The sequence below is a fragment of the Phyllobacterium sp. 0TCS1.6A genome (assembly GCF_026420825.1).
Lineage (GTDB): Bacteria > Pseudomonadota > Alphaproteobacteria > Rhizobiales > Rhizobiaceae > Phyllobacterium.
Map to the genome: position 1 here is coordinate 256,263 of NZ_JAPMAB010000005.1, position 26,095 is coordinate 282,357.

At 64.4% G+C, this 26,095-nt stretch carries 24 protein-coding genes and 1 riboswitch; of the genes, 21 read left to right on the top strand and 3 right to left on the bottom strand.

The genetic code is table 11. The features are described 5' to 3' along the window. Positions 1–47: 47 nt before the first annotated feature. The 15 genes from OSJ75_RS13560 to OSJ75_RS13630 all read left to right on the top strand — a co-directional run bounded on the left by OSJ75_RS13560 (position 48) and on the right by OSJ75_RS13630 (position 15,853). Positions 48–1,490 (top strand): extracellular solute-binding protein, encoded by a 1,443-nt coding sequence (locus OSJ75_RS13560; RefSeq protein WP_267228445.1) that lies wholly within the window; start codon positions 48–50, stop codon positions 1,488–1,490. Positions 1,491–1,604: 114 nt separating this feature from the next. After that, complete coding sequence (locus tag OSJ75_RS13565) at positions 1,605–2,531, top strand: carbohydrate ABC transporter permease (protein WP_267228446.1); 927 nt, start codon at positions 1,605–1,607, stop codon at positions 2,529–2,531. Positions 2,532–2,541: 10 nt separating this feature from the next. After that, positions 2,542–3,399, top strand: a complete 858-nt coding sequence (locus OSJ75_RS13570; RefSeq protein ID WP_250014954.1) for a carbohydrate ABC transporter permease — start codon at positions 2,542–2,544, stop codon at positions 3,397–3,399. Positions 3,400–3,402: 3 nt separating this feature from the next. Further along, complete coding sequence (locus tag OSJ75_RS13575; protein ID WP_250014953.1) at positions 3,403–4,515, top strand: ABC transporter ATP-binding protein; 1,113 nt, start codon at positions 3,403–3,405, stop codon at positions 4,513–4,515. Continuing rightward, positions 4,512–5,636, top strand: a complete 1,125-nt coding sequence (locus OSJ75_RS13580; RefSeq protein WP_250014952.1) for an ABC transporter ATP-binding protein — start codon at positions 4,512–4,514, stop codon at positions 5,634–5,636. Before OSJ75_RS13575 ends, OSJ75_RS13580 begins: the two co-directional genes overlap by 4 nt. Next, the gene (locus tag OSJ75_RS13585; protein WP_267228469.1) at positions 5,636–7,201 is read left to right on the top strand and encodes an FGGY-family carbohydrate kinase; all 1,566 of its coding nucleotides are present in this window, start codon (positions 5,636–5,638) and stop codon (positions 7,199–7,201) included. Before OSJ75_RS13580 ends, OSJ75_RS13585 begins: the two co-directional genes overlap by 1 nt. Before the next feature lie 8 nt (positions 7,202–7,209). Continuing rightward, positions 7,210–8,250 (top strand): 2-hydroxyacid dehydrogenase, encoded by a 1,041-nt coding sequence (locus OSJ75_RS13590; protein WP_267228447.1) that lies wholly within the window; start codon positions 7,210–7,212, stop codon positions 8,248–8,250. A 13-nt stretch (positions 8,251–8,263) separates the two neighbouring features. Then, positions 8,264–8,935, top strand: coding sequence for a class II aldolase/adducin family protein (locus OSJ75_RS13595; RefSeq protein ID WP_267228448.1), 672 nt, complete (start codon positions 8,264–8,266; stop codon positions 8,933–8,935). A gap of 26 nt (positions 8,936–8,961) precedes the next feature. After that, positions 8,962–10,503 carry a glycerol-3-phosphate dehydrogenase gene (locus OSJ75_RS13600; RefSeq protein ID WP_267228449.1) on the top strand — a complete coding sequence of 514 codons (1,542 nt, stop codon included), beginning with the start codon at positions 8,962–8,964 and terminating at the stop codon, positions 10,501–10,503. Beyond that, positions 10,500–11,543, top strand: a complete 1,044-nt coding sequence (locus tag OSJ75_RS13605; protein WP_267228450.1) for a class II aldolase/adducin family protein — start codon at positions 10,500–10,502, stop codon at positions 11,541–11,543. The genes OSJ75_RS13600 and OSJ75_RS13605 overlap by 4 nt, the downstream gene beginning before the upstream one ends. Then, positions 11,540–12,817 (top strand): FGGY-family carbohydrate kinase, encoded by a 1,278-nt coding sequence (locus OSJ75_RS13610; RefSeq protein ID WP_267228451.1) that lies wholly within the window; start codon positions 11,540–11,542, stop codon positions 12,815–12,817. The genes OSJ75_RS13605 and OSJ75_RS13610 overlap by 4 nt, the downstream gene beginning before the upstream one ends. Beyond that, positions 12,814–13,647, top strand: coding sequence for a TIGR01459 family HAD-type hydrolase (locus OSJ75_RS13615; RefSeq protein WP_267228452.1), 834 nt, complete (start codon positions 12,814–12,816; stop codon positions 13,645–13,647). Before OSJ75_RS13610 ends, OSJ75_RS13615 begins: the two co-directional genes overlap by 4 nt. 16 nt (positions 13,648–13,663) lie before the next feature. Next, the gene (locus tag OSJ75_RS13620; protein ID WP_267228453.1) at positions 13,664–14,587 is read left to right on the top strand and encodes a sugar phosphate isomerase/epimerase family protein; all 924 of its coding nucleotides are present in this window, start codon (positions 13,664–13,666) and stop codon (positions 14,585–14,587) included. 23 nt (positions 14,588–14,610) lie between these two features. Beyond that, complete coding sequence (locus tag OSJ75_RS13625) at positions 14,611–15,372, top strand: triose-phosphate isomerase (protein ID WP_267228454.1); 762 nt, start codon at positions 14,611–14,613, stop codon at positions 15,370–15,372. A gap of 43 nt (positions 15,373–15,415) precedes the next feature. After that, the gene (locus tag OSJ75_RS13630; protein WP_267228455.1) at positions 15,416–15,853 is read left to right on the top strand and encodes an RpiB/LacA/LacB family sugar-phosphate isomerase; all 438 of its coding nucleotides are present in this window, start codon (positions 15,416–15,418) and stop codon (positions 15,851–15,853) included. A 797-nt stretch (positions 15,854–16,650) separates the two neighbouring features. Here OSJ75_RS13630 and sbmA read toward each other — a convergent pair. Both sbmA and OSJ75_RS13640 read right to left on the bottom strand, forming a co-directional pair. After that, positions 16,651–17,904, bottom strand: coding sequence for a peptide antibiotic transporter SbmA (gene sbmA, locus OSJ75_RS13635; RefSeq protein ID WP_250014935.1), 1,254 nt, complete (start codon positions 17,902–17,904; stop codon positions 16,651–16,653). Between the two features lie 103 nt (positions 17,905–18,007). Beyond that, entirely contained in the window at positions 18,008–19,171 is a 1,164-nt protein-coding gene (locus OSJ75_RS13640) for a YbfB/YjiJ family MFS transporter (protein WP_250014932.1), read from the bottom strand. A 188-nt stretch (positions 19,172–19,359) separates the two neighbouring features. Next, positions 19,360–19,521, top strand: a riboswitch (FMN riboswitch). A gap of 88 nt (positions 19,522–19,609) precedes the next feature. Here OSJ75_RS13640 and OSJ75_RS13645 point away from each other — a divergent pair. The 3 genes from OSJ75_RS13645 to dhaL all read left to right on the top strand — a co-directional run bounded on the left by OSJ75_RS13645 (position 19,610) and on the right by dhaL (position 21,883). Further along, entirely contained in the window at positions 19,610–20,086 is a 477-nt protein-coding gene (locus OSJ75_RS13645; RefSeq protein ID WP_267228456.1) for a 6,7-dimethyl-8-ribityllumazine synthase, read from the top strand. A 141-nt stretch (positions 20,087–20,227) separates the two neighbouring features. After that, positions 20,228–21,235: a dihydroxyacetone kinase subunit DhaK gene (locus OSJ75_RS13650; RefSeq protein WP_323748400.1), complete on the top strand. Its 1,008-nt coding sequence runs from the start codon at positions 20,228–20,230 to the stop codon at positions 21,233–21,235. 9 nt (positions 21,236–21,244) lie between these two features. Next, positions 21,245–21,883 carry a dihydroxyacetone kinase subunit DhaL gene (dhaL, locus tag OSJ75_RS13655; RefSeq protein WP_267228457.1) on the top strand — a complete coding sequence of 213 codons (639 nt, stop codon included), beginning with the start codon at positions 21,245–21,247 and terminating at the stop codon, positions 21,881–21,883. A gap of 46 nt (positions 21,884–21,929) precedes the next feature. Here the strand turns inward: dhaL and OSJ75_RS13660 are convergent, their stop codons facing one another. Further along, the gene (locus tag OSJ75_RS13660) at positions 21,930–22,949 is read right to left on the bottom strand and encodes a polysaccharide deacetylase (RefSeq protein WP_267228458.1); all 1,020 of its coding nucleotides are present in this window, start codon (positions 22,947–22,949) and stop codon (positions 21,930–21,932) included. A 201-nt stretch (positions 22,950–23,150) separates the two neighbouring features. On the opposite strand from OSJ75_RS13660, the gene OSJ75_RS13665 reads away from it, so the two are divergent. The 3 genes from OSJ75_RS13665 (at position 23,151) to der (ending at position 26,009) form a co-directional block, all read left to right on the top strand. Next, positions 23,151–23,732: an NnrU family protein gene (locus OSJ75_RS13665; protein ID WP_267228459.1), complete on the top strand. Its 582-nt coding sequence runs from the start codon at positions 23,151–23,153 to the stop codon at positions 23,730–23,732. 109 nt (positions 23,733–23,841) lie between these two features. Then, entirely contained in the window at positions 23,842–24,522 is a 681-nt protein-coding gene (locus OSJ75_RS13670; protein WP_250014925.1) for a tetratricopeptide repeat protein, read from the top strand. Between the two features lie 17 nt (positions 24,523–24,539). Further along, a complete protein-coding gene (gene der, locus OSJ75_RS13675) occupies positions 24,540–26,009 on the top strand; it encodes a ribosome biogenesis GTPase Der (protein WP_250014924.1) in 1,470 nt (489 codons plus the stop codon). Positions 26,010–26,095: the final 86 nt, after the last annotated feature.

Below are 26,095 nucleotides of genomic sequence, written 5' to 3' on the forward strand. Positions count from 1 at the left end.
GTTCAGTTCAACTGTTGGCAATACCCATAAAAGGAGGAGAAAAACCAATGCACGATAGAGAAAAAGACCTCATCAGCGCCTTCTTGCGCGGATCGGTCGACAGGCGCGGCCTGCTGAAGGGGCTTGGCGCCGCCGGCATGACCGCCGCGACCGCCGGCACGCTGTTCAACATGATGTCGACCAATGCGCTGGCAGCCGATTTCGACTGGAAGGCACATTCCGGCAAGTCGCTCAAGCTGCTCCTGAACAAGCATCCCTATGCCGACGCCATGATCGCCAACCTGCAGAACTTCAAGGACCTGACCGGCATCGAAGTCACCTATGACGTCTTCCCCGAGGACGTTTATTTCGACAAGGTCACGGCGGCGCTGTCTTCTGGTTCCAGCGAATATGACGTGTTCATGACCGGCGCCTACATGACATGGACCTATGGTCCGGCGGGCTGGATCACCGATCTGAAGGAATGGATCAACGATCCGGAGAAGACCAATCCGAACTATGCCTGGGACGATTTCCTGCCGGGCGTGAAGAATTCCTGCGCCTGGAACGGCACGCCGGGCGGGTCGCTCGGCTCGGAAGATGCCAAGCAATGGTGCATTCCCTGGGCGTTCGAGCAGAACAACATCACCTATAACCGCGAAATGTTCGAAAAGGCCGGCGTCGGCGTTCCGAAGAACATCGACGACATGATCGCCGTTTCGGCCAAGCTGCAGAAGGATGTCGGCGGCATCTACGGCATCGGCGTCCGCGGCTCGCGCTCCTGGGCGACGATCCATCCGGGCTTCCTGTCGGGCTATGCCAACTTCAACCAGAAGGACCTGAACGTCTCGGCCGACGGCAAGCTTTCGGCCGCGATGAACACGCCGGAATCCAAGGCCTATCACTCGAAATGGGTGCAGATGATCCAGGAGAGCGGCCCGAAGGACTGGTCCACCTATACCTGGTACCAGGTGGGCGCCGATCTCGGTGCCGGCGCTTCGGCGATGATCTTCGATGCCGACTGCCTCGGCTACTTCATGAATGGCGGCGACAACAAGATGGCCGGCAAGCTTTCCTATGCCGCCTTCACCGCCAATCCGGAAGCCAAGGCCTCGACGCCCAATATCTGGATCTGGTCGCTCGCCATGTCGAACTACGCCAAGGACAAGGATGCGGCCTGGTATTTCATGCAGTGGGCCTCGGGTCCCGAGCACGCCCTGTTCGGCGCGACCAAGATGGATTTCGTCGATCCGGTCCGCCAGGCGATCTGGAAGGACGAGGTGTTCCGCGAGAAGCTGAACAGCAAATATCCGGGCTATGTGGAAATGTTCGACGCATCGGCCGCCGGCGCGAGCATCAAGTTCACGCCGCAGCCGCTGTTCTTCGACGTCACCACCGAATGGGCGGCGACGCTGCAGAAGATGGTGGCCAAGGAGGTTCCGATCGACGAAGGGCTCGATCAGCTGGCGCAGAGCATCGATCGCCAGCTGCAGGAAGCCGGCCTCGGCTGATATCGCTGCCGGCAACCGGTTCCGCCGGTTGCCGGGCAACCTTCCACGGCATTCCGGCAGCCTGGACCGGCCCCGCCGGTCCGGCGCCCTACAAACGAGAAACGGAGCTTCCACGTGGCTTCAACGACCCTATCGCGCAAGCCGGCCTCCCGGTTCAGGATCAGCCGCAAGGTCCTGCCTTACGTCCTGAGCCTGCCTGCGCTGCTCGTCTGCATCGGCATTCTCATCCCGTTCGTCACGGCAGTCGTCTATTCGCTCCAGCGCTACCGGCTCAGCCAGCCATGGGGGCGCAAGTTCAACTGGGGCGAGAACTACTGGAACTTCCTGTTCAACGATCCCGGCTTCTGGAACACGCTGAAGATCTCGCTGCTCTATGCCGGCATCACCGTGACGCTGGAACTGCTGCTCGGCCTCGGCATAGCGCTGCTGCTGCAGCGGCGCTCGCGCATCAACAATTTCATCTCCATCATGCTGCTGCTGCCGCTGATGATCGCGCCAGCCCTCGCGGCGCTGATGTGGAAGCTGATGACCAATCCCGGCTTCGGCATTCTGAGCTATCTCGCCGGTCTCGTCGGCCTCGAGAATTTCCGCTGGGCCTCTTCGCCCGATACCGCGCTGCTGACCGTCGTGCTCGTCGATATCTGGGTCTATACGCCCTTCATCATGATCCTGCTGCTCGCCGGCCTGCGCTCGCTGCCGACGCAGCCATTCGAGGCTGCGGCGCTCGACGGCGTGCCGCGCACATTCGTCTTCTTCCGGATCACCCTGCCGATGCTGACGCCCTACATATTGACGGCGACGCTGTTCCGGCTGCTGGATTCGATCCAGCAATTCGACATCATCTACGCCATGACCCAGGGCGGGCCCGGCAATGCGCTGACCGTGTTCCAGGTCGAGGCCTATCTCAACTTCTTCCAGTCCACCAACATAGGCCGCTCGGCGGCGCTGATGGTGATCCTGTGGGCCATCACGTACCTGCTCTCCAACACGTTCATCAAGAACTGGCTGCGGCTGCGCGAACGCGCCCGCGGCGAGGCATGAGGAGAAAGCCATGGAAACCACGTCTCCGCTCGAAAGAATTTTCCGCTTCGTCGCGCTTTCGCTCGTCGTCCTGTTCTTCATGTTCCCGATCGTCTGGATCTTCCTCATGTCGTTCCAGACCAACGAGACAATCCTGACCATCCCGCCGACGATCGTCTTCAGCCCGACGCTGTCCAATTATGCGGCGCTGATCACCGGCAAGCTGACGACATCGGCCGGAACGCTCGACATCGCCTTCATGCGCAATCTGATGAATTCGGTGTTCCTCTCGGTCACGTCGGTGGCGCTGTCGCTCGTGCTCGGCGTGCCGGCCGCCTACGCCTTTGCCCGGCACAAGTTCCGCGGTTCGGAGGATATCGCCTTCACGCTGCTGTCGTTTCGTTTCGCGCCGCCGCTGCTGGTCCTCCTGCCGCTGACGCAGTATTTCCAGTGGCTCGGCCTGTCCGATACCTATGTCGGGCTGATCTGGGTCTACCAGCTGATCTGCCTGCCGCTCATCCTGTGGATCGTGCGCGGCTATTTCGAGGATATCTCGGCCGATGTCGAATATGCCTATCGCATCGCCGGACATTCCTGGTTCGCGACGTTCCGCAAGATCGCGCTGCCGCTGGCCGGGCCAGGCATCGCGGCGGCTGGCCTGCTGGCATTCATCTTCGCCTGGAACAATTTCGTCTTCGCGCTCGTGCTGGCATCGGCCGACAAGCAGCCCGTCACCGTCGGCGCGCTGGCCTTCGTCACCTCGTCCGGCATCCAGTACGGGCAGATCGCCGCCGCCATCGTCCTTTCCGTGACGCCCACACTGGCACTGGCTCTCTACGCGCAGCGCTACCTTGTCGAAGGCCTGTCGCTCGGCGCGGTGAAGGGATAATCCATGACCACATTGCAACTGCAGAACATCGTCAAGCGCTACAAGACCAATACGGTGCTCGACAATCTGTCGCTCGACGTCGCCGATGGCGAAACCCTCGTCCTGTTCGGCCCCTCCGGTGCGGGCAAGACGGTGCTGCTGCGCCTCGTCGCCGGCGTCATCGACCCGGATGAGGGCCGCGTCCTCATCGGCGGCGAGGACATGACCGATGTCGAGGCCGAGCATCGCGGCATCGGCATGGCCTTCCAGAACTTCGCGCTTTTTCCCCATATGAGCGCCGAGGACAATATTGCGAGCCCGCTGACCGCAACGCGTTCGTCGGCCGATGCGATCAAGGCCTCCGTTGGAAAGGTGGCGAAGCTCCTGAAGATCGATCACGTGCTGTCGCACCATCCGAAGGCGCTGTCGAACGGGCAGAAGCAGCGGACGGCGCTGGCGCGGGCGCTGGTCGGATCGCCGCCGCTGCTGCTGCTGGACGATCCGCTGCGCAATGTCGATGCCAAGCTGCGCTTCGAGATGCGTCTCGAACTGCCGCGCCTGCTCGCGGCGCAGGGCGCGACGGTGGTCTATGTCACCCAGGACTACAAGGAAGCCATGGCGCTTGGCGATCGCATCGCCGTGATGGCCAATGGCAGCATCAGGCAGATCGGCACGCCGGAGGAAATCTACAATGCCCCGGCCGATATCGAGATCGCGCGGCTGTTCGGCGATCCGACGATCAACCTTCTCGACGTGACGCCGAAGAAGGGCCCGCACGGCATCCATGTCGAGCTTTCGAATGTCGAGGTGCCATTGCCGGGCGCGCCGGAGGAGGTGGTCGGCAGGGATTGCGTCATCGGCATAAGGCCGGAATCCATCAGCTTCACCACCGCCGCCGGCGCGGTGCCGGTGGATGTGGAGGCGGAGACGCCGCTCAATGAAAAGACCGTGACGCTGGTGCTTACGGCGCGCAAGCGCGAGATATTGGTATCGCGTCCCGCCGGAACGCCCGGGCCCGCACAGGGCGCGGCCGCCATCGCCATCGATGGCAGCACGGCGTTCCTCTTCGACAAGGCTACGGGAGCGCTGGTCCGCAAGACGGCAACGGCACATGGCAGGAATGGGGAAGCGGCATGAGCGATACCGCCCTTTTGATCAAGAATGTCGACAAGTTCTATGGGCCAATCGACCATGGCGTCCATGCGGTCCGCAATATTTCGATGGATATAAGGAAGGGAGAGATCATCGCCCTTCTCGGCTCCTCGGGCTGCGGCAAGACCTCCACGCTGCGCATGGTGGCAGGCTTCGAGGCCGTCTCGCGCGGCACGATTTCCCTCAAGGGGCGCGAGGTCCACACCCTGCCGCCCGTGCGCCGCAACGTGGCGATGGCCTTCGAGGGCTATTCGCTCTACCCGCCGCTGACGGTGAAGGAGAACATCGCCTTTGCGCTCAAATCCTCCCGCCTGTCGCAATCGGTCGTCGAGGAGAAGGTGGCCTATATCGCCCGGCTGCTCGAGATCGAGGACATCCTCCACCGCTACCCGTCGTCGATCTCCGGCGGCCAGCAGCAGCGCGCATCGCTCGGCCGCGCCCTGATCCGCGATGCGGACCTGCATCTGCTCGACGAGCCCATGGGCCAGCTCGAGCCGCAATTGCGCGCCGTGCTGCGCGGCCGCATCAAGCACTACATCAAGGAGCGCGGGTTGACCGCGATCCTCGTCACCCATGACCAGACGGAGGCCAATGCGCTGGCCGACCGTATCGCGGTCATGGAAGGCGGGGAGCTGCAGCAGTACGATACGCCGCAGAAGATCAAGGAGCGGCCCGCCAATCTCTTCACCGGCACCTTCGTCGGCGAGCCGCCGATGAATGTCTTCGAAGCCGAGATCAGCGGCGACGACGACCGCATGGTCTTCGCGCTGAACGGCGATGTGCGGCTCGAATACCGGACGGCCGATTTCCAGCCGGACGTGCGCAAGGCGCTTCTGCAGCGCCGGCGGGTGGTCGTCGGCATCCGGCCCTATTCGGTCCGCCGCGTCGCCAATGGCGTTCCGGCCCGGGTCGCCGTCAATCAATGGCTCGGCGACCAGACCCACATCGCCGCCGATTTCGCCGGCGGCACCATGGTGCTGGTCGAGCATGACCGCGCCGATCTCGCCTTGGGCGAGACGATCGGCATCCGGCTCGATCCCGACAGTCTCCATGTCTTCGATGCGGCCAGCGGCGCTGCCGTCAGCCATGGGCGGGAGCTGGCATGATGCGCGACATCATCATCGGGATCGATGCCGGCACCTCGATCATCAAATCGGTCGCCTTCGATCTCAAGGGCAACCAGATCGCCTTTGCCGCGACGCCGAACAATTATGAGAGCGCCGGCAATGGCGGCGTGGTGCAGGAACTCGGGCGCACCTGGACCGATACGGTGCTGACGCTCGAAATGCTGGCCGGCAAGGTCGACAATCTCGCCGACCGCACCGTGGCGGTGGCGGTGACCGGGCAGGGCGACGGCACATGGATGATCGACCGCGATGGCGAGCCCGTCGGCAAGGGCTGGCTCTGGCTCGATGCGCGCGCCGGCGCTACGGTCGAGGCATTGCGCGCCGACAGCGGCGACCTGCACCGCTTCGCCCATACCGGCAGCGGCCTTGCCGCCTGCCAGCAGGGCACGCAGCTGCGCTGGATGATGGACCATGCGCCGGCGCTCTATTCGGGTGCCACCACCGCCTTCCATTGCAAGGACTGGCTCTATTTCAAGCTGACCGGCAGGCGCGCCACCGATCCGTCGGAAGCGGTGTTCACCTTCGGCGATTTTCGCAGCCGCAGCTATTCGGACAGCGTCATCGAGTTCCTAGGGCTCGAAAAGCTGAGCTACCTGCTGCCCGAGATCGTCGATGGCGCGACCACGTCGCATGCGCTCGATGCGGCGGCCGCCAGCCAGACCGGGCTGCGCGAGGGAACGCCGATCGTGCTCGGCTATGTCGATGTCGCCTGCACCGCGCTTGGCGCGGGCCTCTACGAGCCCGGCACCGATACCGGCTGCTCGATCGTCGGATCGACCGGCATGCACATGCGCCTTGCCACCAATCCGGAGGATGTGCGCCTCAATCGCGATCTTACCGGCTATACGATGTGCATGCCCGTTCCCGGCTATTATGCGCAGATGCAGTCGAACCTTTCGGCGACGCTGAACATCGACTGGCTGCTGTCGCTGGCCGAAAGCCTGTTCAGGAGCGCCGGCATCGAAAAGACCAAGCAGGAACTGCTCGGCTATGTCGAGATCTGGCTTGCGGGATCGCAGCCCGCGTCGCTGATATATCATCCCTATATCGCCGATGCCGGCGAACGCGGCCCCTTCGTCGATGCGGCGGCGCGGGCTTCCTTCGTCGGCCTCTCCACCCGGCATGGCTTCAGCGATCTCGCCCGGGCGGTCTTCGACGGGCTCGCCCTTGCCGCGCGCGACTGCTACGCCGCCATGGGTCCCTTGCCGCGGCAGGTGCGCCTGACGGGCGGCGCGGCGCGCAGTGCCTCGCTGCGCAAGATCCTCGGCGGTGCGCTTGGCGCCAATATCCAGACCAGCGAGCGCGAGGAAGCCGGTGCAGCGGGCGCGGCGATGATCGCGGCGGTCTCGCTTGGCATATACGGCTCGATGGAGGCCTGCGTGAAGGAGTGGGTATCGCCGTTCCAGCGCCGGCCGGAACCGGCCGATGCGCAGCTCGCGCAGCGATATGAAGATATTTTCCCCGCCTACCAGCAGTCGAGACTGGCGCTGCAACCCGTCTGGCACACGCTTGCGGCGAGGCAGAATGGCATGACCGAGAACTAGGAAGACCCATGACGAAGAAAATTGCGATAATCGGCGATCGTTTCATGCTGGCGGATGTGTTCCGCGACAAGATCGTGGAGGCCTGCGGCGACGGCCATGATATCCGCACGCTGGAACTGCCCTGGCCGGATGTGCCGATGGAGCATGGCTATGCGGTTTCCGGCATGGACGGGCTCAAGGAATATCTCGGCGATCCCGACGAAGTGGTTGACTTCGTTGGCGATGCGGAACTGCTGATCACCCAGCTCGCGCCGCTCTCCGCCGGCATGCTGGAGCGCATGCCCAAGCTGAAATTCGTTGCGGTTTCGCGCGGCGGCCCGGTCAATATCGACATGCAGGCGGCGCGCAATGCCGGCGTGCTCGTGGTCAATACGCCGGGGCGCAATGCCAGCGCCGTGGCCGAATTCACCATCGGCGCCATCCTGGCCGAGACGCGGCTGATCCGCTCCGGCCATGAATCGCTGCGCAAGGGCGAGTGGCGGGGCGAGCTCTACCGCGCCGACAAGACCGGGCGCGAGCTTTCGGAAATGACCGTCGGCGTCATCGGCTACGGCAATATCGGCACCAGGGTCGTACGGCTGCTGCGCGCCTTCGGTTCGCGCATATTGGTGCACGATCCCTATGTCCAGCTCTCAGCCGACGATCGCAATGCCGGGGTGGAGCATGTGGGCCTCGACGAGCTCCTGTCGCGGTCGGACGTGGTGACGCTGCATCCGCGCGTGACCGGGGAGACCAAGGGCATGATGAATGCAGCCGCCTTCGCCAAAATGAAGCCCGGCGCGATCTTCGTGAACACCGCGCGCGGCCCGCTTGTCGATTACGAGGCGCTGGAGGTGGCCCTGACCGAAGGCCCCCTCGCCAGCGCGATGCTCGAGACATTCGCGGTGGAGCCGGTCCCGGTCGATTGGTCCCTGCTGCAATTGTCCAACGTCACGCTGACGCCCCATATCGCCGGCGCCTCGGTGCGCACCGTCACCTATGCCGCCGAGATGGCGGCCGAGGAAGTGCGCCGCTACCTCGCCGGCCTGCCGCCCGTCAATCCTTGCTGAGAAGAGCCTTGAAATGAGCGAACCTGCAATTCGACAGTCGATCATCGACCAGTGCCGGGCGATGAATGCCTCGGGCCTCAACCAGGGCACCTCGGGCAATATCAGCGTGCGCCATGGCGACCGCATGCTGATCACGCCATCGGCCGTTCCCTATGATGAAATGACCCCCGACATGATCGCCGCCATGCCGCTCGAAGGCGAATATGGCAGCTGGGAGGGGCCGAGGAAGCCCTCCACCGAGTGGCGGTTCCATCTCGACATCCTGCGCAGCAAGCCGGAGGCGAATGCGGTCGTCCATACCCATTCGACCTATGCGACCATCCTTTCCATCGCCCACAAGCCCATTCCGGCCTGCCACTACATGATCGCGGCCTTCGGCGGCGACGATGTGCGGGTCTGCGACTATGCGCGCTATGGCACGAAGGAACTCTCGGACAATGTCCTCGCCGCGCTCGAAGGCCGCACCGCCTGCCTCATGGCCAATCATGGCATGCTGGCGACGGGCAGCAGCCTTGAAAAGGCGATGTGGGCCGCCGTCGAGCTTGAAACAATCTCCCGGCAATATTACCACGCGCTCCTGATCGGCGGCCCGGTGGTGCTTCCGGCGGAAGAGATCGACGGCGTGCGGAAGGGTTTCGCCTCCTATGGCCTGCAGGACGAGCGCCCGGCTACGGCCCGGCGCTGATGATGGAGCCAAAGCTGAGTATGGAAATGAACGTGAGTTCGCAAACCGGAACATATGACCTGTTCGTCATCGGCGGCGGCGTGAATGGCGCCGGCATCGCGCGCGATGCTGCCGGGCGCGGTCTTTCGGTGCTTCTCTGCGAGAAGGACGATCTGGCGCAGGGCACGAGTTCGCGCTCCGGCAAGCTGGTGCATGGCGGCCTGCGCTATCTCGAATATTACGAGTTCCGCCTGGTGCGCGAGGCGCTGATCGAACGCGAAGTGCTGCTCGAATCGGCGCCGCATATCATCTGGCCCATGCGTTTCGTGCTGCCGCACAATCCGGCCGACCGCCCGGCATGGCTGGTGCGGCTCGGCCTGTTTCTCTACGATCATCTCGGCGGCCGCAAGCGCCTGCCGGGTACCCGCGCGCTCGACCTGCGCACCGCGCCGGAGGGCGCCGCGCTCAAGAACGATTATCGCAAGGCGTTCGAATATTCCGATTGCTGGGTCGACGATGCGCGTCTCGTCCTGCTCAACGCGCTCGACGCGGCGCGGCTCGGCGCCGAGATCCACACGCGCACGGCCTGCACCTCGATCAGGCGCAGCGATGGCATCTGGACCGTGGAGATGACCGATGCCCGCACCGGCGCGAAGCGCACCGTCCGGGCGCGCTGCGTCGTCAATACGGCGGGGCCATGGGTCAATGACGTGATCGGAAGGGTAGGCGGCCTCAATTCCAACCGCAACGTGCGGCTGGTCAAGGGCAGCCATATCATCGTGCCGAAATTCTGGGAGGGACGGCAGGCCTATCTCGTCCAGAACCCGGACAAGCGCGTCATCTTCATCAATCCCTACGAGAACGATCTGGCGCTGATCGGCACCACCGACATTCCCTATGAAGGGCGTCCCGAGGACGTCGCCGCCGACGAAGACGAGATCGGCTACCTGCTCAGATCGGTCAACCGCTACTTCAAGCAGCAATTGCTGCGCGAGGATATCGTTCACAGTTTCTCCGGCGTGCGGCCGCTCTACGACGACAATGCCGAGAATCCGAGCGCCGTTACCCGCGACTATATTTTCGAGGTCGATGCCGCCGGCGGCAATGCGCCGCTGCTCTCCGTCTTCGGCGGCAAGATCACCACCTTCCGCAAGCTCTCCGAACATGCGCTGGAGAAGCTGAAGCCGTTCTTCCCCGCCATGCGCGAGGCGTGGACCGCAAAGGCCACGCTGCCGGGCGGCGACATGCCGGGCGCGGATTTCGAGCAGTTCCTCGGCGATGTCCATCTGCGCTATCCCTGGCTGCCGAGCGCGCTCGCCAAGCATTATTCGCGGCTCTACGGCACGCGGCTGCACGAATTGATAGGGCCGGCGCAATCGCTCGACGATCTTGGCCGCGCTTTCGGCCGGCTCTGCTACGAGCGCGAGGTGGAGTTCCTCATCGCCACGGAATGGGCCGACGATCCCGACGACATATTGACCCGCCGCACCAAGCACGGCCTGCATATGTCGGGCGGGGAAGTGGCGGCATTCAACGCCTGGTGGCAGGCGCGAGGCGAGAAGCGTCCGGTGGCGGGAGCAAAGCGATGAACAGTGAATTCGAAGCGCTTCTCGACCTTTCCGCCCGCGTCGGCGCCGATCCGGCGCTTGTCCAGGGCGCGGGCGGCAATACGTCGATCAAGCAGGACGGCGTGCTCTGGATCAAGGCTTCCGGGCTGTGGCTGAGGGATGCGCGCAGCCGCGACATCATGGTGCCGGTGGCGCTGCAACCGCTTCTGGATGCGGTGGCGGGCGACGATCCCTCGGCCGAAAAGGCCCAGCAATATGTGCTGGACGATCGCAATCCCTCCGGCCTGCGGCCCTCCATCGAGACCACCGTGCATGCGCTGATGCCGCAGAAAGTGGTCGTGCATGTCCATTGCACCGCGACCATCGCCCATGCGGTGCAGGAGAACGCCGAAGAGCTGGTCGCTTCGCGGCTCGCCGGCATCCCCCATGCCTTCGTGCCCTATGCGCGGCCGGGCCTGCCGCTCGCCCGGGCGATCGCGGCGCGCATCAGGCCGGGGACGAGCGTGCTCGTGCTTGGCAATCACGGCCTTGCGGTGGCGGCCGAAACGGTCGGCGCGGCCGAGGCTCTGCTTGCCGACATGTCGCGGCGCCTGGCCTTGCCCGCGCGCCCGCCGCGCCCCGCCGATCTCGCCGCGCTGCAGCGTCTCGCGGCGGGCAGCGGGTATCGCCTGCCGGACGATGAGGCCATCCACCACGTCGCGACCGACGAGACCAGCTGCGCCTTCGCCGCCGGTGGCAGCCTCTATCCCGATCATGTGATCTTTCTCGGCAAGGGATCGTTGCTGGCCGGGGAGGCGGTGCATTCGCTCGAGGATGAGGCGAAGCGCAACGGCCCGGCGCTGCCGCCGGCGCTGCTCTTTCCCGGCAAGGGTGTCCTCGTCGCCGCCGATGCCAGTGCCGGTGCGCTCGCCCTCGCGCGCTGCCTGTCCGACGTGACGGCCCGCATCCCGCAAGGGGCGCGGCTGCGCTATCTGACGGATGCCGAGAATGCCGAGCTCCTCGGCTGGGACGCGGAAAAATACCGGCAGACGCTGAACCTTGCCGCGGGTGCGGCGCGATGAACGAACCGCTGGTCATCGGCATAGACGTCGGAACCTCGGGCGCACGGGCCGTCGCCATGACACCCGGCTTCGAGATCAGCGCCGTTGCGGCGGCAAAGCTCGCCGATTTCTCCTCGGACCACCGCGATCCGGAAGGCTGGCGCGCCGCCGTGGAGTTTGCGCTGAAGGCCCTGCTGGCCAAGCTCGACCGCGCGCGGGTCCGCGCCATCGCCATCGACGGCACCTCGGGCACCGTGCTTGCGGTGGATGCGCGCGGCATGCCGCTGGCCGAACCGCTGATGTATAACGACCCGGTGACGGACGAGGCCATACTGGCGCGCATCGCCGAACATGCGCCCGCCGACAGCGCGGCCCATGGCGCGACGTCGGGTCTTGCCAAGGCGCTGCGCTTCAAGGGCATAGACGGCCTTGCGCATATCGTGCACCAGGCTGACTGGCTGATGGGCAACCTCACCGGCAGCTACGATACATCGGACGAGAACAATGCGCTGAAGACCGGCTATGATCCCGTTGCCCGCCAATGGCCCGAATGGCTGGCGCGGACGGGCATGGACCGGGCGCTGCTGCCGCGGATCGTCCCCGCCGGGGCCCCGGTCGCGCCGATATCGCCCAAGGCCGCCGCCGGTTTCGGCCTCGGCGCGGATGTCGTGATCGTCGCCGGCACCACGGATGGCTGCGCCTCGTTCCTTGCCACCGGCGCCGACCGTCCGGGCGATGGCGTTACCGCGCTCGGCACCACGCTGACCATCAAGATGCTGTCCGGACAGCCGCTGTTCGCGCCGGAATTCGGGCTCTACAGCCATCGCATCGGCGATATGTGGCTCGCCGGCGGCGCTTCCAACAGCGGCGGCGCGGTACTGGCGCGCTATTTCGACAATGCGGCGATCGAGCGCCTGTCGGCGGAAATCGACCCCTCCGCCGAGACCGGTCTCGACTATTATCCGCTGCCGGGGCAGGGCGAGCGCTTTCCCTTCAACGACCCGCTGATGCGCCCGCGCATGACGCCGCGGGCCACCGGCGATGCCGCGTTCCTGCAGGCGATCTTCGAGGGCATCGCCTCGATCGAGCAGCTCGCCTATGGCCGGTTGGCCGAACTCGGCGCGCCGCTGCTGCAATCGGTCCGCAGCGTCGGCGGCGGCGCGAAGAACACCGTCTGGGCGGCGATCAGGGCAAGGCGGCTCGGCGTGCCCATGCCGCCGGTCCTGTCCGAGGAAGCGGCCGCCGGCACCGCAAGGCTGGCGCTGCTCGGTGCGCGCGAGGCGGGCAAGCTATGACCGATCCGCAGCATGTGCGCGGCCTGCGCGAGCTGGCGCCGGGCTTCGACGCCTTTCTCATCGACCAGTTCGGCGTGCTCCGGGACGGGCGCGGCGCCTATCCGGAAGCCGCCGCGACGCTGGCCCGGCTGAAGCGCAGCGGCGCGAAGATCATCATCCTTTCCAATTCGGGCAAGCGTTCCGCCGGCAATGGCAAGCGGCTCGCCGCGCTCGGCTTCGACCGCGACAGCTGGGACATGTTCCTGACCTCCGGCGAAGTGGCCTGGCATATTCTCGCCCGCGAAAGCGCCGGGCGGGCGTCCAGCCGCTGCCTGCTGATCAGCCGCGACGGCGACACCTCGCCGATCGACGGGCTGGACATCGTGCGCACCGAAAGCGGCGAGGATGCCGATACGATCCTCATCGCCGCGAGCGAGGGCGACATCCATGATCTCGGCCATTACGAGCGCCTGCTCGCCCCGGCGGCGCGGCGCGGCGTGCCCTGCCTCTGCACCAACCCCGACAAGATCATGCTGACCCGCGACGGCACCTCGTTCGGCGCCGGCCGCATCGCCGAACTCTATGGCGAACTCGGCGGCACCGTGCGCTGGATCGGCAAGCCCTTCCCCGATATCTATGATTGGGCGCTGGAGTTTCTCGGCCATCCGCAGCGCATCTGCTGCATCGGCGACAGCATCGAGCATGACATAGCGGGCGCGGCGCGGGCAGGGCTGAGCTCGATGCTGGTCAAGACCGGCATCCTTGCCGATGCGGACGAGGCCGAACTCGACCGGTTGTTCCGGCGCCATGATGCCAGGCCGGATTACGTCGCCGAACGTTTCAGCTGGTAGAACAGGATCTGACTTCATGGGTTTCAAACTTTCGCTCAACACCAATCCGCTGGTAAACCGCTTCGCCGAGGCGGACGACCTGATCGACACGATTGCCGGCAGGATCAGGATCGGCAACGTGCAGCTTACCCATGAGTTCATCAACCCGTCATGGCCGGCCGCGACCATCGCCCGCCATGTGCGCCTGTTCCGGCGGGCGCTGGCGCGTACCGGCGTCAGGATCACCTCGGGCATGACCGGGCCCTATGGCAGGCTCAACCATTTCGGCCATCCCGACGCCGATGTGCGGCGCTACTATGTCGATTGGTTCAAGACCTTCGCCGATATTTCGGCCGAGCTCGGCGCACCGGCCATCGGCACGCAGTTCGCCATCTTCACCCACAGGGATTATGACGACCCGGCGCGGCGCGAGGCGATGATGAAGATCGCCATCGATTGCTGGCGCGAGGTGGCCGAGCATGGGCGCGAGGCGGGCCTGTCCTATCTGTTCTGGGAGCCGATGTCGGTCGGCCGCGAATTCGGCCATACGATCGCCGCCTGCCGCGAGCTGCATGACCGGCTGCAGGCCTCCGATCTCGCCATTCCGCTGCTGATGATGGTCGATATCGACCATGGCGACGTCACCTCCAGCAATCCCGCCGACATCGATCCCTATGCCTGGGCGGCGGCCTTTCCGAAGGAATCGCCCATCATCCACATCAAGCAGTCGTCGATGAACAAGGGCGGCCACTGGCCGTTCACCGCCACCCATAATGCCGATGGCCGCATCACGCCGGAGAAGTTCCTCGCCACCGTCAGGCAGGGTGGCGGCACCGATAACGAGATATGCCTGGAACTGTCGTTCCGCGAAAGGGAGCCGACGGATCATCTTGTCGTCGACATGATCCGGGAATCGGTTGAATTCTGGGAGCCTTACATCGATACCGGCTTCAACCGCTGATTCTGACGATACGGGAAAGAGAAATGAGCATGTTTTGGGTAGGCACCAGCTTCAAGATGAACAAGACGCTGCCGGAGGCTGCGGCCTTCGCGGTCGATCTCGCCAAAGCCGATGGCGGGCGGGACGGGCGGGTGCAGCGCTTCGTCATTCCGCCATTCACGGCGGTGCGGCAGGTGAAGGAGATATTGAAGGACACCAGCGTCAAGGTCGGGGCGCAGAACATGCATTGGGACGATTCGGGCGCCTGGACGGGCGAGATTTCGCCGCTGATGCTGAAGGATTGCAATCTCGACCTGGTGGAACTCGGCCATTCGGAGCGCCGCGAACATTTCGGCGAGACCGACCGGACCGTCGGCCTGAAGGTCGCGGCGGCGCTGCGCCACGGGCTCGTTCCGCTGATCTGCATCGGCGAGACGCTGGCCGAGCGCGAGGCGGGGGAGGCAGACGCCGTGTTGAAGCGGCAGGTGGAGGGCGCGCTTGCCCTTGCCGGCGAGGCGCCGCGCGACGTGCCGATCCTCTTTGCCTATGAGCCGGTCTGGGCCATCGGCGTCAACGGCATTCCGGCAACGTCCGCCTATGCGGACGAAAGGCAGGCGCGCATCGCCGATATCGCCGGCGCGATACTTGGCAAGGCGCCGCCCGTTCTTTATGGCGGCAGCGTCAATCCGGACAATTGCGCCGAGCTCATCGCCTGCCCACATATTGACGGGCTTTTCATCGGCCGTTCCGCCTGGGCCTCGCAGGGTTATCTGGGCATATTGCAGAAAGTGTCGGCGGCGATCTGACCGGCGCTACCGGGAAAAGGCTGAATTGAAGAAAGGAACTAGCATGAAAGTAGCAATTGGAGCCGACAGCGCCGGCAAGCCGCTTCTGGAAGTCATCGCCGCCCATCTGGCCGGCAAGGCCGAACTGGTGGTGACGGATATGAGCCAGCCGGGCTTCTACGCCGATATTTCGCGCGACCTTGCCCAAACCATTATCGATGGCAGCAACGAGCGCGGCATTCTCATCTGCGGCACCGGCATCGGCGTCTGCATCTCGGCCAACAAGGTGCCGGGCATCCGCGCCGCGCTGACCCATGACACCTATTCGGCCGAGCGCGCGGCGAAATCCAACAATGCGCAGATCATCACCATGGGCGCGCGCGTCATCGGCCCGGAGCTGGCAAAGGCCATCGTCGATACCTGGCTGAAATCGGAATTCGATCCCGCAGGCCCCTCCGCCGGCAATGTCGATGCCATCGACCGCCTCGACGCCGGGAAGTAGCGGGAGTTCTGTGGGGGTTCAAACCTTGGCCCCCACCGTCTTGCAAATGAACCTACCTCCCTCATTCTGAGGGGGTTGGGTGTTTGGCCGGGTGGTAGTTCTGCGAGGTTTCAAATTTCAGCGCCCTCCCTTTTTGCAATCAATCCAATTTCCCTCATCCTGAGCTTGTCGAAGGGCGCAGCAACGTTTGTGCAGTCTCTTTAGAGCTGCATCAAGATAGTGCGTGCTTCGACAAGCTCAGCATGAGGGAGGTGGGGTGCAATCCCTTTTCGAGATGCTGAAAAGCAAAATCCGCACCACGCCCGCGAAAATCGCGTCTGGTCATTGAAATGGGGGGAGACGGGCGGTCTTCAGCGCGTCAGTAGGTATCAGGGTCGAGGTCCGAAGACCGCCCGCGACGTCTTTGCCTGCTGTTGCTGCGTTTGTCAGACGCAACAACCCGGAAACCGAAGCGCTACCTCCGTTTCCTTCTGCAGTTTGCTGGTTGATCGGGGTTGTCACTTCCGACCATCCGGCAACGCCACCCTTTCCCAGCTTGCGAACAGCTCCGGAAGCTGCTCCCCCACTGGAAAGGACCTGCACAGAATAATCGGGTTTCTGAGAGGTGGGATAAGTTTCCATTTATCCCACCGCATTTTGGCGGACCGTTCCGCGCTGACCGCAAGCGAAAACAAGGGCTTGCAGGGCGTCGGGCCTCAGAAATATTTTTCCGAGGCCCCAAATTCATCCCCAAACAGCCGGTTAATCCGAAAAAGGGGGATAAGTGTTGCCGGGTCCGATCTCCGAAGGGCCGCCCCCTACACATCCTCGCTCTGGGTTGCCAGATAGTGCTGGTCGATTTCCGGCAGCGGCTCGTCATGGATGACCGCCTCGAAGGCGCGGAGGCGCTTGTAGATCGACATCAGCTCGACGATGGTCGTCCACGACGTCACCAGGTACTGGAACGAATTCGTCACCTGCCCGAACGCCGTGGCGATCTGCTGCCACAGGCCCATGGTGATCTTGCCGGCGACGACGGTCGGCACCAGGATGAGGTTGAGGAAGATGGCGTCGGCCTGCCCGTAGAGGCTGCGCACCACGTTGAAATATGTGTAGTGGAAATAGAGCCGGAAATAGTTGCGGCGGACATTGCCGAAGAGTTCGGCGACCGTCGGCGGCTGCGCCCGCGCGGCGTCGTCCTCGCCGAGGACGAGCTCCTTGCGGTAGGCGGCCTCAACGCGCTGGTTGCGGAATTGCAGGCCGGGCAGCTTGATGCCGACCAGCGCCAGTATGCCGGTGCCGAACAATGACCATACGATGGCGAGGACCACCAGCGAATAGGGGATCTGCCCGATCAGCGGCAGTTCGGTGATGTGGTGCGAAAGCTGCGCCAGCAGCGGCAGGAAGGCGATCAGCGTCATCAGCGCCTGGATCAGGCTGACGCCCAGGCCCTCGACCGTCGAGGAGAAGCGCATCGTATCTTCCTGCACGCGCTGCGAGGCGCCCTCGATGTGCCGCAGCTGCTGCCAGTGCGCCATGTAATATTCGTTCATGGCCGTGCGCCAGCGGAAGACGTAATGGCTGATGAAGAAGCTGGTGCCGACGAAGAGGATGATGTTGACGAAACCGATCCCGGCAAACAGCCATTGCAGATAATAGAGCTCGGAGGGCTGGACGGAGTTCGGCGTGGTAATCGCCTTCTGGAACAGGTCGAAGAACGGGCCGCGCCAGGTGTTGAGGGCAATGTTGAGCTGGACGTCGAAATAGGTGCTGAACAGGATGAAGGCCGATCCCCAGACGGACCATGCCTGCCATTTATGCGGCGCATACCACATCCAGAACCCGGCGAAGAGCGCGACGCAGAAGGCGAAATAGATATAGAGCCAGAGATAGGGCGGGGTGACGAAGATGCCGATGCCGACGACCGGCGGAGCGGCGGGGTCTGCCGGCGGCAGGCCGAACACCGCGCCGAGCTGTTCTCCGGCGAACATCCAGAACAGGACGGCCGCCAATGACCATAGCGCTGCGGAAATGAAGAAAGCCGTCGGCTTGGGGAAAAATGAAACGAACACGTCGATCTGCCCTTTCTGGCTCCTGCTGCTTTAGTCGCAAGACCTGATGCCAGCTTATCAGCGAGAATTGGGCGAAGTGCAAAGGGCAAGTATTAAATTAATGTTAGGATCGGGCTTCCGGCTCGGCCGAATAGGCAAAATAGGCGCCGATGACGAGGCCGGCGGCGGCGAGCAGCGTGGCGGAGGTGAAGCTGCCGCTGACATCCGCAAGGTAGCCGCCGATGAGCGGGCCGACGATCTGGCCGATGCCGAAAGCCGCCGTGGTGATGGCCATCATGCGCCGCGGCGCCAGCGGCACGAGTTCGCGCCCGGCCTGGAACGCGAAGGCGGTGATGACCATGATGGTGAAGCCGAGCAGCAGCCCGCCGATGAGCGGGCCGATGGGCGAGGGAACGATGACGCTGGCCGAGACGCCCGCCGCGAGCGCGATCAGGCTGAGCGCCAGCGAGCGGAACGGCCCGACGCGGCGCAGGACCGGGTTCCATGCCCAGACGGAGACGATGCCGGCAAGGCCGGTGCACAGCCAGACCAGCGCTTCCGTGAACGGCCCGCCATTGCTGTCGCGCACGATGGCGATGATGAAGGTGGCGGTGATGACATAGCCGATGCCGAACAGCGCATAGGCGATGTTCAGCTTGACGAAGGCTGCGGTCCAGCGGATCGCCGGTTCCTTGCTGCCGGAGCCGTCGCGCACGGGGCCGTCGCGGATGAGCAGGGCGACCGCCAGCAGGCCGGCGAAGGAAACCAGCCCGGCGGCCATCCAGTCGGCGCGCCAGCCATAGCCGGCGCTGGTGCCGGCGGCCACCAGCAGTGCCGATAGCGCGATGCCGGTGCCGACGCCGCCGAAATGCACCGCCTGCAGGTCGAGACGCCGGGCGGCGCCGAGATGGCTGAAGACGATGGTGGCGGCGAAAACCAGCATGAGGGCGCTGGCGACGCCGGCAAGGAACCTGATCAGCGACAGCAGCAAGACGTCGCTGCTGATGCCCATCGCCAGGCAGAGGGCGGCGCTCAGCCCGAGCGATGCCAGCATCACGCCGCGCTCGCGGCCCGCGGCCCAGCCATAGCCGGCGACGACGGCGCCGACGAGATAGCCGAGGAAATTGGCGGAGGCGATGATGCCCGCATCGCTGGGGCTGAGCCCGAGATCGCTCATCATGCCCGGCAGGATCGGCGTATAGATGAAGCGGCCGATGCCCATGCCGACCGCCATGGCGACGAGACCGCCGAGCGAATAGCGCAGGGGAGTGGCGGAGCTTTGATTCATGGCCGGGACATTACCCCCGCCCAACCGGCGGACAAGCCAATAAAATTGATGGCTGGTGCAGTCCCGGTTATGAATCCCGCCTTGGTGCCAATTGGGGCCAGTCGGGGAATGCCCGTTGGAGAAATGCAGGCGGCTCATCCAGAGAAAGGTGGGATTGACCTCGTTCCCGCCATGGATATATTCATCCGCGTAGTTCTCAGGGCGGGGCGAAATTCCCCACCGGCGGTAGCGGATGCCCGGGTGCAAGCCCGGACACTGAAGCCCGCGAGCGCTTCCGGCGTGCCGGAAGGTCAGCAGATCCGGTCGAATTCCGGAGCCGACGGTCATAGTCCGGATGAAAGAGGACAAGCGGATAGGAGCTTTCGACGAGAGCCGCCGATTCGCGCGTTCGCCCAAGGGATCATTGAAAAATGGCAAAACCCTTGAAAGGCCAGATAAATGACTGCAATTTCCCATCCCCAGACCAGAATAGCCCTCATCCGTGCCCGCTGGCACGCCGATATCGTCGATCAATGCGTCAATTCCTTCGTGACGCAATGGACCGCGCTCGGCGGCGAGGCTTCCGACGTCGAGATCTTCGACGTTCCGGGCGCACTCGAAATCCCGCTCCATGCCCAGACGCTTGCCGCCACGGGCCGCTTTTCGGCGATCCTCGGAACGGCCTTCGTCGTCGATGGCGGCATCTACCGGCATGATTTCGTCGCGGGCACGGTGCTCGATGCGATGATGCGCGTCCAGCTCGACCAGAACATTCCGGTGCTCTCGGCGGTGCTGACGCCGCATAATTTCCAGGAATCGCCAGCCCATATCGCCTTCTTCAAGGAACATTTCGTCGTCAAGGGTGTGGAAGCGGCCAATGCCTGCTCGCAGATATTGCAGGCCCGCGCTAGTGTGGCGGTATCGGAATACGCCTGACTACGGCGGCAGGGGCCGGAGCCTTTCGAATCTGAAGTTCACTACATTGTTGCAGCAGCGTCAGACGAACTTCAGATTCGGGTCACCAGGCTGGCGCTTGCCACGGCGTAGGCAGGCAGCAACAGGCGGGGAGGAAAATCCGTGAAGACGAAGAAGATCATCAATGACGGCGCCAATGCCGTGGACGAGATGCTCGAAGGGGTGCTCGCCGCCCATTCGCACAAGGTTTTCGCCATCGACGGCTCTCCCCGCTCCATCGTTTCGCGCCATGGCCCGCGCCCCGGCAAGGTCGGGCTGGTCATTGGCGGCGGCTCGGGCCATGAACCCTCCTTCCTCGGCTTTGTCGGCAAGGGCCTCGCCGACGCGGCGGCCATCGGCAATGTCTTCGCCTCGCCGCCGCCGGACCCGATCGTCGAATGCACCAGGGCGGTCAGCAATGGCGCCGGCGTCCTTTATCTCTATGGCAATTACGCCGGCGACGTCATGAATTTCGACATGGCCGCGGAGATGGCGGCGATGGAGGATATCGAGGTACGCACGGTCCTCACCACCGACGACGTCGCCTCCGCGCCGCGGGACCAGCGCGACAAGCGCCGCGGCGTCGCCGGCAATGTCTTCGTGTTCAAGGCGGCGGGTGCGGCCGCCGACAAGGGCCTCGATATCGACGAATGCGAGCGTATCGCGCGCAAGGCCAATGACCGCACCTTCACCATGGGCGTCGCGCTTTCGCCCTGTTCGCTGCCGCAGACGCTGAAGCCGAACTTCACGCTCGGCGAAACGGAAATGGAAGTCGGCATGGGCATCCACGGCGAGCCCGGCATAGCGCGCAGCGAGCTCCAGCCCGCCGATGCCATCGCCGATGCGCTGATGGACCGGATACTCGCCGAGATGGGCGCCGATAGCGGCGACCGGGTGGCCGTGCTGGTCAATTCGCTGGGTTCGACGCCGCTGATGGAGCTCTACATCCTGATGCGCCAGGTGCGGAAGCGGCTCGACGCGGCCGGCCTCGCGCTGCACACCAGCCTCGTCGGCAATTATTGCACCTCGCTGGAAATGGCGGGCGCTTCCATCACGCTCATGCACCTCGATGACGAGTTGCAGGAGTTGATCGACCATCCCTGCGATTGCATCATGTTCCGCGCCGGATAGGAGGCTGCAATGAGCGAGATCACACCTGCGATCCTTGCGCAAATGTTCCGCGACATTGCCGCTGCGATGGCCGCCGCCAAGGGCGAACTCTGCGAACTCGACGGCGTCATCGGCGATGCCGATCACGGTATTGCCATGGATCTCGGCTTTGCCGCCGTCGCCAGGGCGCTGGACGGCATCGACCCGGCGGCGAGCGATCCGTCGGCGATCTTCAATACCGCCGCCAAATCCTTCCTCAACGCCGTCGGCGCATCCTCGGGGCCGCTCTATGCCACGGCGTTCATGCGTGCGGGCGCGGCGGCCAAGGGCAAGCCGGTGCTCGGCGACGACGATGTCTGCGCCTGCTTCATCGCCATGGCCAAAGGCATCCAGGACCGCGGCAAGGCGGAACCGGGCGAGAAGACCATGATCGACGCCTGGGCGCCCGCCGCCCGTGCCATGGAGGAGGCGCGCGCCGCCGGCGCCTCGTTGCCGGATGCGCTGGACCGCGCCGTCGCGGCCGCCGTTGCAGGGGCCGAGGCCACCCGGGCGATGGTGGCGACCAAGGGCCGCTCCGCCCGGCTCGGCGAACGCTCCCTCGGCCACATGGACCCCGGCGCCGCATCCGCCGTAATCATGATCCGCTCGATGGCCCGGGCGCTGGGGTAGGGCAAGCTCGGCGTGAGGGTGGTTGGCTTGCCCGCCACCCGGAAGCCTAGATGCCGCTCCGGCTGTGGTGAGCGGCGGCGGAGGCGATGCCGCCGGTTTCCCGGATATAATCGCTGTAGGTGACGCAGCGCACATCGGGTTTGACGCAGACTTCCTGCGTGAAGCGCTCCAGCGCCCGCCAATAGGCATCGCCGTTCATCAGCGTGAAGTGCAGCCCGATCTGGAAGGGGATGCGCTTGCCGTCATATTGCCGTTCGAACGCGCCCTTGAACGCCGCATATGCGCGGTTCTCGAATTCGCCGAGATGGTCCTTGCGCTCGAAGCCGCCGGAATGGCGCACGAAGAGATTATAGTCCATGGCGATGACGGGCCGGTCCTTCGGCCCTTCGGGGATGGTCGGCAGCCCGAAGCGATAGAGCCCGCCCGACCGTTGCGGCAGGGCCGGCCCCCTCGAAACGCCACTGCCGTCATAGAGATAGTCCTGCGCCTTCAGCGCCGCGATCAGCGCCGGGCTCTCCGACAGATAGGGCGCGCGGAAGCCGCGGATTTCCCCGTCGACGAAGCCTTTCCACCCGGCAGGTTCGGCGCCGTGGCCATATCTGGCCCAGGCATCGCGCAGCACCGACTTGTAGGTGACGAGCTCGGTCTCCCATTGCGCCGTCGACCAGTCCTTGCCGTCGAAATGGCCGCAGGCATGGCTGGCGATCTCATTGCCCTCGTTGCGCGCCCGCCAGATATTGTCCAGCCGCAGGGCGATATCCTCGCGCGAGGCGGCAAAGCCGATATTGGAGCGGCCGGCGCCCATGCTCGGCGGCTGGTAGGATTTGCGGTCCTTGCGGTCGATCAGGAAGACGCAGGACAGGAAATAGGTGAATTTGGCATTGGAGCGCTGGGCGAGCGCCCGGCTGCGGTCCCACAGATCGTTGTTGCCGGCATTGTCGAACGAGATCAGCACATATTGCGGCTGCGTGCCGATGGTGCCGCGCAGCTGCGCCTCTTCCGCCGGGGCCGCCGTGCTGGACGCAAGGATGATGAGTGTGGCGGCAAGGCGGGACGCTGACGGCATGATACTCCAGATATTCCCCGGATGCTCAAATGGGGGTGGACGGATATTGTCGCTAGTTGGCAATTGTGGCGATGATCGGGTCATCGTGGAGGTTGCATGAATATCCATGAGCATGGCGGTTTGATTGCAGGGTCATCCCCACCAGCGCTCTTTTCTTTCACCGGTGAAAGGTTTTAAGATGGTGGCGGGGAGGGCGCCTGCATGTTGTTACTGATCCTTGGCATCATCATATTTCTCGGCATTCATTCGGTCCGGATCGTTGCGCCGCGATGGCGGCTGGCCAAGATGGAGCAATGGGGCGAGGGGCGGTGGAAAGGCTTCTATTCGCTGGTTTCGGTCGTCGGCCTCGTGCTTCTCGTCTGGGGTTTCGGCCAGGCGAGGCTCGTCGCGCCGGTGCTCTACGAGCCGCCCGTCTGGATGAAGCATATCGCGCTGCTGCTGATGCTTCTGGCGTTCATTTCTCTCGGCGTCTTCATCGCGAGGCCGGGCCGGCTGAAGCCGGCGATCAAGCATCCGATGCTCGTCGCCATCAAGATCTGGGCGCTGGCGCATCTCCTCGCCAATGGCGACCTCGCCTCGCTGATCCTGTTCCTGTCGTTTCTCGTCTGGGCCATCTTCGACCGCGTTGCGATCAGGCGCCAGGCGGAGGCCGGCTTCACCACGCCCTATATCGCGCCGGGGCCGGTGGCCAACGACCTCATGGCCATCGGCATCGGCGTGCTGCTCTATGGCCTGTTCCTGTGGAAGCTGCACGCGCTTTTGATCGGCATTTCGCCTATCTGACGCCAATTTTGTGCAAGGCCCTTACATCCGGCGGCGTTTACGACTAAAAGCCCCTGAACTTTGCGCGTTGATGCGCGCGCCATGACAATCGATACGGCCAAGAGGCACCATGACTGACGACGGCTTTTTCCGCGAGGTGAATGAAGAACTGCGCACCGACAAGATGCGGGCGTTCTGGGAGCGCTACGGCACCGTGCTGATCGGCGCCGTGATCGCCGTCGTCATCGGCACCGGCATCTTCGCCTTCTACGAATATTACACCGAAAGGCAGGCTTCCCAATCGGGCGACAAGTTCCTGGCCGCGCTCAATCTCGTGCGCGAGGGCAAGAATGACGAGGCCGTGGCGGCGCTCGCCGAACTCGAAAAGGATGGCTATGGCGCCTATCCGGTGCTGGCGCGGATGCGCTCCGCCGGCGTGCTGGCGCAGAAGGGCGACCTTGCGGGCGCCGTCGCCGCCTTCGACAAGGTGGCCGCCGACGGTTCCATCCCGCAGTCCCTCCGCGACCTGGCGAAGCTGCGCGCTGCCTTCATCCTCATCGACACGGGCTCCTATGACGACGTAGCCAACCGCGTGCAGGCGCTGGCCGCCGACAACAACCCGATGCGGCATTCGGCGCGCGAGGCGCTCGGCCTTGCCGCCTGGAAGGCCGGCCGGGGCGAGGACGCAACCAAGCTGTTCCAGCAGATTTCCGACGATCAGGCCGCGCCGGGCAATGCCCGCCAGTTCGCGGACCAGATGCTCGATCTCCTCAAGAGCACGGGCGCTTCGCCCGCCGCTGCTGCCGGCTGAGATAGGAACGAGAGCCGATGAGCTTCACCCTTGCCATTGTCGGCCGTCCGAACGTCGGAAAATCGACGCTGTTCAATCGCCTCGTTGGCAAGAAGATCGCGCTCGTCGACGATCTGCCGGGCGTTACCCGCGACCGGCGCATCCATGACGCCAAGCTCTACGACCTGACTTTCCAGGTCATCGATACGGCGGGCCTCGAGGAAGTGGCGAGCCAGTCGCTGGAAGGGCGGATGCGGGCGCAGACCGAGCTCGCCATCGACGAGGCGGATCTCGTGCTCTTCGTCGTCGATGCCAAGGCCGGGATCAACCCCGCCGACGTCACCTTTGCCGATCTGGTGCGCCGCTCCGGCAAGAAGGTGATTCTCGTCGCCAACAAGGCGGAGGCGCGCGGCGCCGAATCCGGCATGTATGACAGCTACCAGCTCGGCCTCGGCGAGCCTTGCCCCATTTCGGCCGAGCATGGCCAGGGCTTTCCCGACCTGCGCGACGCCATTGTCGAGGCGCTGGGCGAGGAGACGGTGTTTCCGGACGAACATGCGCCGCAGCAGGAGGGCGATGCCGCCAATGTCACCATACCGGCGGTGCCGCGCCCGCATGACGAGCTGATCGGCGACGATATCGACGATCCGGATGCGGAGGACATTCCCTCCTACGATCCGTCCAAGCCGCTGCGCATCGCCATTGTCGGCCGCCCCAATGCGGGCAAGTCGACGCTCATCAATTCGATGCTTGGCGAGGAACGCCTGCTGACCGGGCCGGAAGCCGGCATCACCCGCGATTCGATCTCGGCCGACTGGGAATGGAACGGCCGCAAGATCCGGCTGTTCGATACGGCCGGCCTGCGCCGCAAGGCGCGCGTGCAGGAGAAGCTCGAGAAGCTTTCGGTCGGCGACGCGCTGCGTGCGATCCGCTTTGCCGAAGTCGTCATCATCGTCCTCGATGCCACCATCCCCTTCGAGAAGCAGGATCTGCAGATCGCCGATCTCATCATCCGCGAGGGACGCGCGCCGGTCATCGCCTTCAACAAATGGGACCTGGTGGAAAACCGCCAGATGGTCCTTGCCGACCTGCGCGAGAAGACCGACAGGCTGCTGCCGCAGGTGCGCGGCATCCGCGCGGTGCCGATCTCCGGCGAGCGCAACCAGGGCATCGACAAGCTGATGGCGGCGGTGGCCGCGACCGATGAAATGTGGAACCGCCGCATCTCGACCGGGCGGCTCAACCGCTGGCTCGAAGGCGTGATCGCCCATCATCCGCCCCCCGCCGTGGCGGGACGCCGGCTCAAGATAAAATATATCACGCAGGTGAAGACGCGCCCGCCTGGCTTCGTCATTTCCTGCTCGCGGCCGGAAGCCTTTCCGACCTCCTATGTCCGCTACCTGACCAACGGCCTGCGCGAGACCTTCGATATTCTCGGCGTGCCGATCCGCGTCGTGCTGCGCACCTCGGACAATCCCTTCGCCAATCGCGCCCGCAAGAAGCGATAGGCCATCGCCGGAGGCGACAACAGCTCCGGCGTTAACTCTCCATCAAGGTTAATGCTTCATTTTCGGCGACAGGATTATTCGGTCGT

Bases quoted from the DNA above. Each gene is read 5' to 3' on its own strand.
- OSJ75_RS13560 (WP_267228445.1), top strand. From the start codon at position 48: ATGCACGATAGAGAAAAAGACCTCATCAGCGCCTTCTTGCGCGGATCG.
- OSJ75_RS13570 (WP_250014954.1), top strand. From the start codon at position 2,542: ATGGAAACCACGTCTCCGCTCGAAAGAATTTTCCGCTTCGTCGCGCTT.
- OSJ75_RS13575 (WP_250014953.1), top strand. From the start codon at position 3,403: ATGACCACATTGCAACTGCAGAACATCGTCAAGCGCTACAAGACCAAT.
- OSJ75_RS13580 (WP_250014952.1), top strand. From the start codon at position 4,512: ATGAGCGATACCGCCCTTTTGATCAAGAATGTCGACAAGTTCTATGGG.
- OSJ75_RS13585 (WP_267228469.1), top strand. From the start codon at position 5,636: ATGCGCGACATCATCATCGGGATCGATGCCGGCACCTCGATCATCAAA.
- OSJ75_RS13590 (WP_267228447.1), top strand. From the start codon at position 7,210: ATGACGAAGAAAATTGCGATAATCGGCGATCGTTTCATGCTGGCGGAT.
- OSJ75_RS13595 (WP_267228448.1), top strand. From the start codon at position 8,264: ATGAGCGAACCTGCAATTCGACAGTCGATCATCGACCAGTGCCGGGCG.
- OSJ75_RS13600 (WP_267228449.1), top strand. From the start codon at position 8,962: ATGAACGTGAGTTCGCAAACCGGAACATATGACCTGTTCGTCATCGGC.
- OSJ75_RS13605 (WP_267228450.1), top strand. From the start codon at position 10,500: ATGAACAGTGAATTCGAAGCGCTTCTCGACCTTTCCGCCCGCGTCGGC.
- OSJ75_RS13610 (WP_267228451.1), top strand. From the start codon at position 11,540: ATGAACGAACCGCTGGTCATCGGCATAGACGTCGGAACCTCGGGCGCA.
- OSJ75_RS13615 (WP_267228452.1), top strand. From the start codon at position 12,814: ATGACCGATCCGCAGCATGTGCGCGGCCTGCGCGAGCTGGCGCCGGGC.
- OSJ75_RS13620 (WP_267228453.1), top strand. From the start codon at position 13,664: ATGGGTTTCAAACTTTCGCTCAACACCAATCCGCTGGTAAACCGCTTC.
- OSJ75_RS13625 (WP_267228454.1), top strand. From the start codon at position 14,611: ATGAGCATGTTTTGGGTAGGCACCAGCTTCAAGATGAACAAGACGCTG.
- OSJ75_RS13630 (WP_267228455.1), top strand. From the start codon at position 15,416: ATGAAAGTAGCAATTGGAGCCGACAGCGCCGGCAAGCCGCTTCTGGAA.
- OSJ75_RS13640 (WP_250014932.1), bottom strand. From the start codon at position 19,171: ATGAATCAAAGCTCCGCCACTCCCCTGCGCTATTCGCTCGGCGGTCTC.
- OSJ75_RS13645 (WP_267228456.1), top strand. From the start codon at position 19,610: ATGACTGCAATTTCCCATCCCCAGACCAGAATAGCCCTCATCCGTGCC.
- dhaL (WP_267228457.1), top strand. From the start codon at position 21,245: ATGAGCGAGATCACACCTGCGATCCTTGCGCAAATGTTCCGCGACATT.
- OSJ75_RS13660 (WP_267228458.1), bottom strand. From the start codon at position 22,949: ATGCCGTCAGCGTCCCGCCTTGCCGCCACACTCATCATCCTTGCGTCC.
- OSJ75_RS13665 (WP_267228459.1), top strand. From the start codon at position 23,151: ATGTTGTTACTGATCCTTGGCATCATCATATTTCTCGGCATTCATTCG.
- OSJ75_RS13670 (WP_250014925.1), top strand. From the start codon at position 23,842: ATGACTGACGACGGCTTTTTCCGCGAGGTGAATGAAGAACTGCGCACC.
- der (WP_250014924.1), top strand. From the start codon at position 24,540: ATGAGCTTCACCCTTGCCATTGTCGGCCGTCCGAACGTCGGAAAATCG.